Raw genomic sequence first — 12,759 nt, forward strand, 5'->3', positions numbered from 1 at the left:
CGAGTTGCCGACTCACATGTGGCAGAAGTCCTCGTACTGCGGCGAGGGCGAGTCCTGCATACACGTAGCCATCCCCACGCCCGGCACAGTCGACCTCATCGAATCCGGCGACCCCACGGGAGCGATACTCCACACCACCCCCGCCGCCTGGTCCGCCCTCGTACGCACGATCAAGGAGAGCCGCACCCGTGACTGACGCCCCCCGCATCCCGGCCGACCTGACCTGGGTCCGCGCCGCTCCCGAAGGCGAGGAGGGGCCGGGCCCCTGGATCGAGATCGCCTTCGGGCCGAATGAGCTCGTCTACCTCCGCGAGACCAGCGACCCCGCCAACATCGTCACGACCACCCGAACGAAATGGGTGGCCTTCACCAAGGGCGTCGTGGCGGGCGAGTTCGACCACTTCGCCGAACCCGCCGGTTAGAGCCGGGCCCTCACCGCCGAAGCGGAGATCCGGCCTCTGCCCAAGCACGGGCGAACCGCTCGCGGGCGGGCAGAAGACTCCGCGCACATCCATAGTTGCAAACACCTCTCCCGATACTGGCAAGGCTGCGATCAGCGCGCATCACCAAGTCATGAGTGAGCCAGTGTTGGCCAATTGCCGATTTGCTGATTGCGCTAGCGACGCCCTGGTTGATAGGGATGATCAAGCGAACAACCGTTCGCACCGCCCAGGGTCAGCTGCATGCGTCCTTGGAGCGGGCCATCGGCCGGATTCAGCAGGACGCAACAAAGAGGGGCCTCCCCATGGTGGGGTGGGATATCAGGCCGCAGGGTGTGCAGGGGCAGTTGAGGGTGGTCGGTACGCATGCCGGTGATCTGGCGAAGGCCCTGACGGCGCTCACGGCGACGGCGTCGGAGGCTGCGCAGGCGGCGGGTACGGCGGTGCCGGGTGCGCAGGCGGTCACGCCTTTGCAGGGCCCGGTGGCTCCGGGGCAGGCTCCACTGTCGCGTACGGCGATGGGGCCGGTGGCCGCGGCGCTGGGTGAGTATCTGAAGGAGCACGAAAAGGACTTCCGGTCGATGTCCGAGCGCACCGAGGCCTCGGTTCTGGGTGCGGTGGACGCCACGAACGCGTACTGCCGAGGTGATCTGGAGGCCGCCGAGCACGCCCAGAACGCGGCCAGGGCCGTGCTTCTGGATCTCCTGCGCCACGCCGGGAACCGGCGGTGAGCGGACCCGGTCCGGTCGATCCGGTCGGCATACCGGTCTTCACCGGTGATCTGGCGCTGCTCGACACGAAGGTGACGGCGCTGTCCGGCCACGGCACCGCGATCGCGACGGCTGCCGGTGACGTGCACCGCAGTTTCGGCGGGCTGAGTGCCTTCTACAAGGCCCCGAAGCGGAGCAGTTGTTCGCGACGACCGCCCCGGTCGCGGCGACCGGGCTGTCTCTGAGTTCGGACCTGTGCGTCATCGCCGGTGCGCTGGGCACGTACTCGGACGACGCGTTCCCTTTGGTGGAGAAGCTCAAGGAGCTGAAGCGGGACGCGGTCGCCTTCCGGGTGAAGGTCGACGGCGACGACAAGTGGCGCGAGGACGGCGACCTGGTCGAGGAGAACAACCAACGCCGCAATGAGATAGCCGAGGTCTGGGCCGCCTTCCAGGAGGTGGAACGGGCCTGTCACGCCAAAACCGGCGACGGCTCCGGGAAGCGGGGCACCTACGGGTACGACGCCGAGGCCCTCGAGCAAGCGGAGAGCCTGCCCTGGGGAGAAGCCGTCGAGGAGTCGACACCCTGGTGGCAGGTGTGGGAGCACGCCTACGACTTCGGCAAGGCTTCCTCGTCGACGGGGTCTGGGGCACCGTCAAGGGCCTGGGGACCCTGGCCGGCTTCGAGGACGGGGACGCAGCTGGAGAGGCCTGGACGGGTCTGGCCAAACTCGCCACCGGGCTCTCCCCCGTCGCCCAGCTCGTCCTGCACACCCTGCCCGGCGACAAATACTCGGCCTGGATACAGGACTCCCGCAAGGCGGTGAGGGAGACCGGCAAGGCCCTGGTGGCCTGGGACCAGTGGGGCAGCAACCCTTCCCGCACCGCCGGAGCGGTCACCTTCAACGTCCTGACCACCGTCTTCACCGGCGGTTCCGGCGGCGCGGCAGCAGGCGCGGGCAAAGCCGGCCTGGCAGCCAAGGCCCTCTCCCTCACCACCAAAACCGCCCGCGCCGTGGACCCCATGACCTACGTCTTCAAGGGCGCGAGCGCCGGGCTGACCCGCATCGGCGACGTGATGGCCGGCCTCAAGGGCCTGGGAGGCGTCGAATACCCGCCCCTTCCCGACCACGTCATCACCTTCCCCGAAGGCACCCTCCGCCTCCCCGACGGCACCCTCCACCTCCCCGAAGGCGCCGCCGTCCCCGAAGGGGCGACCACCCTCCCCAACGGCACCGTCGAACTCCCCGAAGGCGCCGTCGCACTCCCGGAAGGCACGGTCAGATCCCCCTTCGACGAAGGCGCCCCCTACCTCGACCGCGACGGCAACCTCTACAACGAAGACGGCACCCTCGCCCAACGCGCCAACCAGGCCCGCCAGGAACCCCACCCCCACGCACAAACCCCCGACCAGGTACGCGAACCCGCCCTGACCGGCGTAACCACCCACACCGCCAACCACACACCCGGCGGCAGCCCTGGCCACACCCCACCCACCAACCACCTGGACAACACCCCGTCAAGCGGCAGATCGAACGGCAACGGCCCCACCGGCACACCAGGCACAGCCCCCACCACCGGCCACGACGAGTTGCCCGGCGACATCTGACGGTGACGGCGCCGGGCGGGCCTCACCGCCGAGAAGAACCGACGTTCGCCCACGCGCGGGCGAACCGTTCGTGCGCGGGCGGTGGGACGGCGGCGGACGGAGTCGTCGGGGCGAGCGGGGTCGTCGGGGCGGAGAGGGGTGCCGGGCGCGGGGCCTTCGCGGCGGTGAGTTCCTTTCGGACGGCGCGGTGGTGGTCGAGGGTCCAGGTGTTCCAGCGGCGTACGGTGCGGTCGGCCGGGCGGTCGAAGGCGTGCAGCTGGAGGTGGAGGGCCGCCGCGTCGCGGCCGACGCCGAGGGACGCGGCCACTTCGTCCACCAGCTCCGGGACGCTGAAGAGCGGGTTGGCCTCGTACTGGCCGGGCGGGACCGGGGTGTCCGCCGAGCGGTCCGCCAGGGCGCGCAGGGCGGCGAGGTGGTCGGTCCCGGCGGTTGTGAGGTGGTCGAGCAGGGCGCGGGCGCCCTCCGCGGCCGGGTCGCCGACCGGCCGCTCGGTGAATGCCCAGGTCAGGGCGGTGACGACGGCCCGTATCCCGTCGGCGTCCAACGGGGGCTCCGCCGCGTGCTCCAGGCGGCCGGTGAGCAGGGCGGTGGCCCAGGGCGCGGGCAGGTCGTGGTCCTTGGCCAGCGCGGCGGCATGGCTGCCGTCATCGGCGTACGGGGTGACCGCGACCCGTTCGGACCACTCAGTGGCCATCCGGTCCGCGGCGGCGGTCATCCCGCCGGGCGCCCAGAGGTCCGCCGGGTCGGCGGGGACGGCGGCAGCGAGCACGGCGCGCCGGCCCTCCGGGCCGAGGTTCATCCGCGCGACGTCGTACGCGTGCACCAGGGTCCGGTCGGCCTTGTACGGCTTGGCGCGGCAGAGCTTGAGGTGGACCGCGTAGTCGTCGCTGCCGGCGAAGCCGTCGAGGACCAGGGCGGCGATCGCGCGCGGCACCCCCGTACGCCACCGGAACAGGTCCACGGCTTCCTCGGGCACCGGCAGCGGGCCGCGTTCGGCGAGCAGGGCCAGCAGGCGGGGCAGCCTCGTGGTGTCGTCGCCCGCGATGGTGCGGGTCTCGCACTCCTCGGCGCCGGCGGGCGCCGGGTCGGCGGACCGCTGGATGAAGGGGGCGAGGTCGCTGCGGACCGGGCCGGAGGCCACCGGGGCGCCGGACGAGCGGAGTTCGGCGATCTCGGACTCCGGGGCCCGGCCGGTACGCCAGGTGGTGCCCGGCTCCGCGAACGGCTGGCGGCTCCACACGCCGAGCAGCGCGGTCAGTGCCCGCCGGTGCTCGTCGGGGGTGGCGGCGACAGCGGCCCGCCAGGCCACGGCGTCGATCCGGCCGGTCAGTACCGCCCATTCGGTCGGAGGGGCGGGCAGGGCCAGCACCCGTACCTCGTCGTCGATCTCGCCGCGCAGATACCGGCCGTCGGCGGCGATCGCGGTGAGGAGGGCGGGCTGCGGCTGCGGCGGCCGTTCCTCGTACCCCCGGAACTGGGCCAGCAGGCCGTGCAGGGCCGGGACGAGCCGGGTGTCGGGCTCCGGATCGGGCAGTTCGACGACCGGTCCGGAACGCATGACGGCCACCCGGTGCGACAGCTCGCGGCGGCGGCGCAGCACATCGGCGGCGAGCCGCACCGCGCGGGCCACGCCCTGCCGGATCCGGGGGTCGGTCACCCCGGCCGGTGCGTCCCCGGAGCCGGACGACGACAGCAGTTCGCGGACGGCCTCCTCGGTGACCGCGCGCAGCGCACGGGAGGAGGGCTCGTCGCGCGGGGTGAGGAAGTGCCAGAAGGCGGGCGGCGGTACGGGACCGGCCTGTTCGCCGAGGGTGGGCCGGATGCGCCCGGTGCGGTGGCTGCCGGGGAAGCCCCGGACCTGCCAGAGCAGCGAGTTGTCCTCGGCGGCGTGGCATCGAACGGTGGTGCTGCCGACCACGACGGCGTCCTCACCGCCGGCCGGGAGGCCGAGGATGCCCCACGGGCGGCGGCCCCAGGTGGTGGTGCGGTAGGACGCGGTGCGGCCGTCGATGGACTCCAGCTCGAACTCGCGCGGCGAGGGACCGGCGTACGGCGTGCGGTAGTTGACCCGGCAGCCGGTGAGCCGGCCGTCCTGGCCGAGGGGGGACTGCGGTGCGCCGGGCGGCAGTTCGGCGAGGATGCGGTGGTCGGGGAAGGGCCTGGTGCCGTCCGGGAGCGAGTCGGGCGTGTGGAAGCCGGGCAGGATGCGGTCGGCGGTGGGCTCGCCGGTGGCGGGGTCCGTCCGGAGCCATCCGCCGCGGCGGTCCTCGCTGAACACCTCGGTGCTCCAGAAGTGCTGGCCGTCGTACATCTGGTAGTCGTGGTGGCCGACGCCCGTGGTGTCGCCGGGCCGCAGGATCTTCTCGCCGTCGAACCGGCCGCCGCCGTCCGGGGTCTGGAACTGGTAGCCGAGGCCGCCCCGGATGCTGCCGCCGTAGGGGCGCAGCCCGTAGGAGTCTTCCGGTACGAACGTGTCGGCGGGGCTGCCCGACCAGTACGCCGCGCAGATGCCGTGCTCGTCGCCCGAGCCGGTCCAGGCGACGAGGAACTGGCCGCCGACCCAGTGCACCGTGGGGTGGTGGGCGCCTTCCGGCAGCTCAAGGGTGTGCTCGCCGCGCCGGCCCGCGTGGTCGACGGCGAACGCGCGGGTCTCCCCGTACAGCGTGAGCACCGGCCAGGTGGAGGTGACGTGCACCGTCTCGTCCGGCCGGAATTCGGCGAGGGCCTCCTCCAGGGCGGTCCAGCCCAGCTCCTCGGGCAGCCCGGCGCGCAGGGCACGGGCCAGCGGGCCGGTGAGGTCCAGCGCATCGAGCGCCTCCTCGATGCCGTCCAGGGCGATGGCGGTGGGCCGGTCGAGAAGACCGTGCAGCTCGTCCACGGCTTCGTCGGCCGCGGCGAGCCCACCGCCGCGCAGGCTGTCGAGCAGCTTCTCGACCCGGCCGTGCACCTCGGCCGCGATGCCCGGATTGTGCGGGAGCCGGCTGATGGCGGTGCCTCCCCGGGACCGGAGCCCGGCGTGCACCGTGCCTTCGAGCCGGGAGCCGAACACGGGGTCGGCGGCGAGGGCCCTGAGATCGCGCCGCGCGTCCTCGTCCCAGAACTCCAGGGAAATCGTGGGGCCGGGGTCGTGGACGGGGATGCCCTCGGCGAGGCAGACGTCGAGCAGGTCGGCATCCAGGTGCGGCCACTGGTAGCGGTCCTCGTGGAGCCGGACCGGAGTTCCGTCCTCCTTCAGCCGCGGCGCGAACCGGGCCACCAGCTCGAATAGTTCGGCGGGCATGGCCTGGCGGGTCACCCCGCCACCGGCCACGGTCCGGTGGGAGTACCGGGTGGCGTACCGCCGCAGCCACTCGCCTAGGCCGCCCTCCGGGGTGATCCGGCCGGCCGCGGCGGCGTCGGCGGCCCCGCAGCCGATGAGCAGCCGCAGCCAGGCGGCCGCGTCGTTCTTCGACTCGGGGAACAGATCGAGCAGGGCGGCGGCCCGGTCGTCGGCCGGCGGGTGGGCGGAGAGCGGGCCGAGCGCCGCGTCGAGCAGCCGGTCCGGCACGGCCTTGCCGGTAGCGGACGCGAGCACCTCGCCCAGCACCCGCGCCTCCTCGTCGGCTCCGAGCCCCGCCGCGCGCACGGAATCCCGGACCCGGCGGGCCAGATCGGCGGGCAGCTCGCCCGGTGACGCCGCCCAGGTGGTCAGCAGCCGCATGAACTCGCGGTGGGCATCGCCCGGCTCGAACACCTCGGCCAGCCAGGCCGGGGCTCCGCTGAGTTCGGTGGCGGGAAGCGCGCCGAAGCGGGCGAACAACTGAAGGTTCGCCAGCCGCCAGTCCGGGTCGACGGGCAGCCCGTGGGTGCGCTCCGCGGTGCGCGCGTTCCCGTACGCACGCGCGGCGGACCGGCGGTGCGTCTCCAGCATCCAGTGCCCGATGGTGTCCCAGAACCAGGGCAGATGGGCGGCCGGCAGGCCCCGGGCCAGGCGCTCCGTCTCGTCCATGAACCGCCCGGGCTTCTCCCAGGCCCGGTGCCGGCCGCTGCCCACCCGCTCCAGCACTTCACGGGCACCGGCCTCGGCACCGGGAACCCGGGCGCGCGCCCAGTCGGCGTACGTCTCGGAGATGCGGTGATTGGCCGGGCGCGGGACGGGAGTTCCGGTGCTGCTGGTCATGTGTACGAGTCTGGCAGGCGGCACTGACAACGGCCCCCGGCGCCTGCCCCGGGCACCGGGAACACGGGCCTTGTATAGGGTCCCGCCATGCCTGCCTTCCGCGACTTCAACTTCAAGCTGCTGGTCATCGAGAAACTCATGTACGAGGACGAGATGCTGACCCCGGCGTTCAGCATCGACGAATGCCTGCGCGCGAAGGGGATAGCGGACGCGCAGCTCTACGCGTTCGACAACGATCTCGCCTACACGGTGCTCGACGAGTCCCGTGCCTACTTCGAGGCGCTGGAGATCAGCGAGGAGCTGCTCGCGACGGTGGAGACCCTCCTCATCGACGGCGGGCACCAGGTGTGCTACGAGTGCTCCCCGGTGTGGGACGGCGAGGACGACCTGTTCGACGTGGGCTCGCTCGACGACCTCGACCTCCTGCCGAACCTGCGGCGGATCAGCGGCGCCCGGGACTGCGGGCTGGGCGACCCGTTCAAGGAGGAGATCCTCGCCGCCCGGGGCATCGCCTCCGACTGACGCACAGTCTCGGGGCGGTGTACTCACTCTCAATGGCATGGCATCAGGTAATCGGACCACGTGTTCGGTGCCCGTGGCGCGGGCATGATCAACGGCATGAACGACGGCATGAACGACGAGCCGGGCCGGATCCTCCGCTGGAACTTCTTCATCGGCGGCCACCTGAGTGCGTCGGTCCCCGTACGCCTCGTCGAGCGCACCGACCGGGGCCAGCTGGTGTGGATGGAGACCGGCACCCCTATGTGGCGTACGGAACTTCCGAACGGGGCGCATCTGCGGGACATCGCGCCGGACGACCGCCCGCCCGGCGGCTACCCGGTGGTCGCCGACCGCTGGCCGATGGGCAGCGCGCTCTTCTACCAGCCGGCCGGCGCGGCGCACTCGGTGCTCTGGCTGTTCGGCCGCAGACGGAAGTTCCGTGGCTGGTACGTGAACCTGGAGCGCCGGATCCATCACGGTGACGACATCGACATCACCGACCACGAACTCGACATCAACGTCGCGCCGGACCGGAGCTGGCGGTGGAAGGACGAGGAGTCCTTCGCCGAGAAGACCGGTCACCCCGTCTACTGGTCGGCGGACGAGGCCTCGGCGATCCGGGACGAGGGCGCCTCGGTGGCCCGGCTCGCCGAGGCCGGAACGTTTCCCTTCGACGGCACCTGGTGCGATTTCCGGCCGCCGCCCTCTTGGACCACGCCGCCTCGGCCGCCCGTCCCACGCCATCCGCTTCTCTGACCGGCCCCTGCTCCGACCGGATCAGGGGCGCTGACCAGGGCATGTGCAAAATTCTCGGCCAGGGTGGCGGGATGGCAATCATTGCCCGGGGTCACACCCCGTGATACACAGAGTAACCATACGTATTCGGTCATACATCGATTCGATCCGCAGGTCAGGGCGGTCGGACCGGTCAAATGTGCGGGATCCGGGTAAAGAGAGCCGCCAAGCCGTCGTACGAGAGCAGTTTCATCAGCGAAGATAGAGAGCGACCCGTGCCGTGTGGCAGGGGCAATGAACTACCCAACAGGGGCGGTGACTTACATGATCCTGGCAGCTGAAAAGGGCGACATCACCACCATCATCGGCGGAATCGCCCCGAACTGGGGGCCGTTCGGGACCTTGGGCAACGAGGCCCGCGTAATGATCGAGGTCGTGATGGCCATCGCCATCCTGCTCTGCCTCGGCATCGCGGTCTGGGGTGCGGCGAAACAGCGCATCGGTGCGACGGCACTGCGCGACACGTTCAGCGCCGAGCAGGGCAAGGGGCTGATCGTCGCCGGTCTGACCGGTGTGTTCATCATCGGATCGCTCGGAACCCTGTTCACCATCGTCTACGGAATGGCCGTCTGACCGGCTGCCATTCCACGCCAGGGGCAGTCCCGCCCACCCCCACACCACCCGTCCGTCGTGCCCACCGGCAGAGGTTGCGTCCCCTGATGTCGAGTCACCACACCGCGTCCGCGCGGCATCCCGCACGGCTACCGTCGTACTACCCGGTTCAGGCAACGGTTGAGGGGGCGTACGCGGCATGAGCCACGGCGACGAGAACGGCTACGACTCGGGCCGTACGGATGATGCATACAGCACCATCGGCGGGACACGCCAGACCCGTACCCGCCTGCCCGACGGCGAGGGCGGCGACGGCTACAGCGCCCCCCGCCGCCCCGCACGCGCTTCCCGCTCGCTCATCACGATGGCCGGCGTGGTGGTCCTCCTGATCGCGGCCATCGCCTTCGCCAACATGGGCGGGGGCCGCGGGGACGGCAACGACGGCGATTCGGGAAGCGCGGGGGGCAAGCCGGAGACGGCGTCCACAGCTGCCACGGGGACCAAGCCGGTCACGGGGAAGAACGGCACGATTCCGTCGGGGTTCGCGCATGACGAGCAGGGGGCGCAGAGCGCTGCGTCCAACTATGCGGTGGCGCTGGGTTCCGTCGGGATGTTCAAGAAGGACAGCCGCCACGAGATCGTGAACACCATCTACACGGCTGAGGCAGCGGCGAAGCTCAAAGGACCGCAGGACGCCGCGTACTCCGCGGACTTTCTCGGAAAGCTGGGACTGGATCCCTCCGGGAACGCCCCGCAGGGCAGCACGTTCGTATCACGAACAATCCCCGTCGGGACGAAGATCGAAGCCTTCGAGGGCGATACGGCCAAGGTGTCGGTCTGGTACACGGGGCTGATCGGTATGTCCGGAGCAGGATCCACCGACCCTGTCAGGACCTCGTGGAAGACCTGGACCGTGCAACTCAGCTGGACGGGCGACGGTTGGAAGGCCGTCAGCGACACTCAGAAGGACGGACCGGCTCCGGTCCCCGGAGATGTCGCGGCCTCCACCTCGGACGAAATCAGTAAGGCTGTTGAGGAGTACGGAGGCTTCACATATGCCCGGTAGCCCGCGTCTTCGAGCCCGCTCCATCGTCACCGCACTGGCAGCGGTTCAAACCGCCGTCATCCTCTTCTCGGCTCGTGCATTCGCCGAGCCCTCGCCCACTCCGACGGCGCCGAGCCCCAGCCCGAGTACGGGCAACAAGGCCTGCGACCTGCTGATCGGGCCCGCGAAGCAATACTGCGAGGACGGCGACGCAGCCCCCAAGACCAACGTCTCCCCCGCCGTAGACAACTCCCTCGACCCCCTCTCCTCCCTGGCCCGCGGCTGCGCCGACGCCGCCGCGTGGATCGTCGGCAAGCTCAGCGAGGCCGTGGAGGGCACCGCCAACGTCGACTTCACGAACACCAAGTTCCTCCAGCAGTACGCGATCGTCTTCGCCGCCTCCACCGTCCTGACCCTCGTCCTGTGGCTGCTCGCCGTCGCCAAGCGGGCGATCCGTGGCGTGCCGCTGACCACCGCGATCTCCGAGGCCATCGGGTTCCTGTGGCTGACGGTGCTCGCCTCCGCGTTCACCCCGCTGATCCTCTACACGGTCGTCTCCGCGACCGACGGCGTCACCGATGTCATCGCCTCGTCCTCCGGCGGGCAGACCGACGTCTTCTTCGGGTCGTTCGCCGAGGCGCTCAAGAAGGGCTCCGACATCGGCGGCGGGCCGATCATGCTGATCGTCGTCTCGCTCGTCTCGATCCTCGCCGCGGGGGTCCTCTGGCTGGAGCTGGTGATCCGGGCCGCCCTGCTCTACGTAGGCGCCCTGCTCGGCACCGTCGTCTACGCCGGGCTCGTCGACAAGAACATGTGGGGCCATGTCCGGCGCTGGGCGGGCATCATGGTCGCGGTGATCATGGTGAAGCCGGTCATCGTCGTCGTGCTCGGGCTCGCCGGTGCGCTCTCCCAGAACGACGGGCCGAACGCGTTCTCCGCCGTCGTGTCCGGTCTCGCCATCATCCTGCTGGCGATCTTCGCCTCCGCGATGATCTACCGCTTCGTCCCCGGCTTCGGCGACGAGATCCAGGGCGCCCGCACCAACCGCAAGCAGGCCACCGACGGCTCCCAGGCCGCCGCGCTGATCAGCTCCCCCGCCGCCCTCGTCTCCCAGGGCATCAAGACCCACAGCAGCCGCAGCGGCCAGAACAGCGGCGACAGCGGCAGCGGTGGCGGCCGGCCCGCCAACTCGGTCAGCGGCGGAGTCGCCGCGCACAGCTCCCGCAACTCCGGCGGAAGCGGAGTCGGCGGCGCCACACCTCCGCCGCGCAGCGGATCCGGACCGACCTCCGGCACCCCGCACGGCAGCCGCTCCCACCGAGGTGGCGGATCAGGCAGTTCAGGTAACAACAGCACGGGAGGTGGAGGGCGTTGACGACTCCGTCCCATACGATCGCGCCCCGCCGTACGTATCTCATCGGCCGGGCCCGGCCGAACGCGATCGTCGGCAAGAACCGCGAGACCGGCGAGATCGCCCTGATCATCGCCGGCGCGTTCCTCGGCATGATGAGCGGGCTGATCGTCCCGATCCTGTCCCTGCGGATCGTGCTGCTCACGGGCTTCCCCCTCCTCGCCCTGGCGATCGTGTACCTCCCGTACAAGCACCGCACCTTCTACAAATGGTTCGAGATCAACCGCAGCTACAAGCGCTCCCTGCGCCGCGGTACGGCCTACCGCTCCGCCGCCATGGAGGCGGGCATCGGCGCCGACGGGCGTGAGGTCGAGATCGGACCGCCCCCCGGCATCGGCCGGATCAACTGGCTCGCCGCCCCCTTCGGCCCGGACGAGATCGCCGTACTCCTGCACGCCGACCGCCGCACCGTCACCGCCGCGATCGAGATCGAGGGCCCCGGCGTCGGGCTCCGCGACAGCGAGGACCAGGAAGCGCTCGTCGACCGCTTCGGCACCCTGCTGAAGCACGTCGCCAACGGGGACGGCTTCGTGACCCGCATCCAGATGCTGGCCCGTACGCTCCCCGCCGACCCCGACGCGCACGCCAAGGACGTCGCCCAGCGCGGCGACAAGGCGTCCCCGGGCTGGCTCCAGGACTCCTACGACCAGCTCCAGTCCATGGTCTCCACCTCCAGCGAGCAGCACCGCGCCTACCTCGTGGCCTGCATGCACTACACCCGCGAGCTGGCCGCCGAGGCCAACGCCATGGCCCGCGCCGCCCGCCCCCAGGCCGGCCGCAGGCTCGACAGGGACGCGGGCCTCGCCGTCGTCATGGCCCGCGAGCTCACCGACATCTGCGCCCGCCTCGCCGAGGCCGACATCCGGGTCCGCCAGCCGCTCGGCCAGAGCCGGCTCGCCTCCCTGGTGCACTCGATGTACGACCCCGACCACCCCATCGACCACATCCAGGCCATGACCAAGCGCAACGCCTGGCCGGCCGAACTGGACGCGGTCGAACCGACGTTCCTCCAGGCCAAGACCCGCGAGTCGGTCACCCGCGCCCCCTGGTGCCACTCCACGGCCTGGGTGAAGGAGTGGCCGATGACCCCCGTCGGCGTCAACTTCCTGGCCCCGCTCCTCGTCCACACACCCGATGTGATCCGTACGGTCGCGGTCTGCATGGACCTGGAACCCACCGAGGTCGCCATCGAGCGGATGCTCACCGAGAAGACGAACGACGAGGCGGAAGCCAGCCGCCAGGCCAAGATGAACCGCACCGTCGACCCCCGCGACATCGCCGCGCACGGCCGCCTCGACCAGCGGGGTGAAGATCTCGCGAGCGGCGCGGCCGGGGTGAACCTGGTGGGGTACATCACCGTGTCGTCACGCTCGCCCGAGGCCCTGGCCCGCGACAAGCGCACGATCCGGGCCTCGGCCGGCAAGTCGTATCTCAAGCTGGAGTGGTGCGACCGCGAGCACCACCGCGCCTTCGTGAACACCCTGCCGTTCGCCACCGGCATCCGCCGCTAGCCGTACAACGCCCCGTAAGCACCTCGT

At 71.1% G+C, this 12,759-nt stretch carries 12 protein-coding genes; 11 read left to right on the top strand and 1 reads right to left on the bottom strand.

All coding sequences use genetic code 11. The features are described from left to right. The first annotated feature begins 4 nt into the window (after positions 1-4). From OG842_RS18600 to OG842_RS18620, 5 genes are all read left to right on the top strand, one after another. Positions 5-196, top strand: a complete 192-nt coding sequence (locus OG842_RS18600) for a DUF397 domain-containing protein (protein ID WP_266731004.1) — start codon at positions 5-7, stop codon at positions 194-196. Next, positions 189-422: a DUF397 domain-containing protein gene (locus tag OG842_RS18605; RefSeq protein WP_328512381.1), complete on the top strand. Its 234-nt coding sequence runs from the start codon at positions 189-191 to the stop codon at positions 420-422. The genes OG842_RS18600 and OG842_RS18605 overlap by 8 nt, the downstream gene beginning before the upstream one ends. 323 nt (positions 423-745) lie before the next feature. Continuing rightward, complete coding sequence (locus tag OG842_RS18610; protein ID WP_328512382.1) at positions 746-1,171, top strand: DUF6507 family protein; 426 nt, start codon at positions 746-748, stop codon at positions 1,169-1,171. Beyond that, positions 1,168-1,395: a hypothetical protein gene (locus OG842_RS18615; RefSeq protein ID WP_328512383.1), complete on the top strand. Its 228-nt coding sequence runs from the start codon at positions 1,168-1,170 to the stop codon at positions 1,393-1,395. Before OG842_RS18610 ends, OG842_RS18615 begins: the two co-directional genes overlap by 4 nt. A 343-nt stretch (positions 1,396-1,738) precedes the next feature. After that, entirely contained in the window at positions 1,739-2,758 is a 1,020-nt protein-coding gene (locus OG842_RS18620) for a hypothetical protein (RefSeq protein ID WP_266731008.1), read from the top strand. Positions 2,759-2,780: 22 nt separating this feature from the next. Here OG842_RS18620 and OG842_RS18625 read toward each other — a convergent pair whose 3' ends face one another. Further along, a complete protein-coding gene (locus OG842_RS18625; protein ID WP_328512384.1) occupies positions 2,781-6,917 on the bottom strand; it encodes a hypothetical protein in 4,137 nt (1,378 codons plus the stop codon). 87 nt (positions 6,918-7,004) lie between these two features. Here OG842_RS18625 and OG842_RS18630 point away from each other — a divergent pair, with 87 nt between their 5' ends. From OG842_RS18630 to OG842_RS18655, 6 genes are all read left to right on the top strand, one after another. Beyond that, positions 7,005-7,439: a DUF6892 domain-containing protein gene (locus tag OG842_RS18630; protein WP_328512385.1), complete on the top strand. Its 435-nt coding sequence runs from the start codon at positions 7,005-7,007 to the stop codon at positions 7,437-7,439. Between the two features lie 96 nt (positions 7,440-7,535). Beyond that, the gene (locus OG842_RS18635) at positions 7,536-8,174 is read left to right on the top strand and encodes a DUF402 domain-containing protein (protein ID WP_328512386.1); all 639 of its coding nucleotides are present in this window, start codon (positions 7,536-7,538) and stop codon (positions 8,172-8,174) included. Positions 8,175-8,477: 303 nt separating this feature from the next. Continuing rightward, entirely contained in the window at positions 8,478-8,786 is a 309-nt protein-coding gene (locus OG842_RS18640) for a hypothetical protein (RefSeq protein ID WP_018101695.1), read from the top strand. Between the two features lie 178 nt (positions 8,787-8,964). Continuing rightward, entirely contained in the window at positions 8,965-9,831 is an 867-nt protein-coding gene (locus OG842_RS18645; protein ID WP_328512387.1) for a hypothetical protein, read from the top strand. Continuing rightward, on the top strand, positions 9,821-11,185 hold the full coding sequence (locus OG842_RS18650) for a hypothetical protein (RefSeq protein WP_328512388.1): 1,365 nt from the start codon (positions 9,821-9,823) through the stop codon (positions 11,183-11,185). The genes OG842_RS18645 and OG842_RS18650 overlap by 11 nt, the downstream gene beginning before the upstream one ends. Next, positions 11,182-12,732, top strand: coding sequence for an SCO6880 family protein (locus OG842_RS18655; protein WP_266731016.1), 1,551 nt, complete (start codon positions 11,182-11,184; stop codon positions 12,730-12,732). Before OG842_RS18650 ends, OG842_RS18655 begins: the two co-directional genes overlap by 4 nt. The last annotated feature ends 27 nt before the right edge of the window (positions 12,733-12,759 follow it).

This window comes from Streptomyces sp. NBC_00376 (assembly GCF_036077095.1).
Lineage (GTDB): Bacteria > Actinomycetota > Actinomycetes > Streptomycetales > Streptomycetaceae > Streptomyces.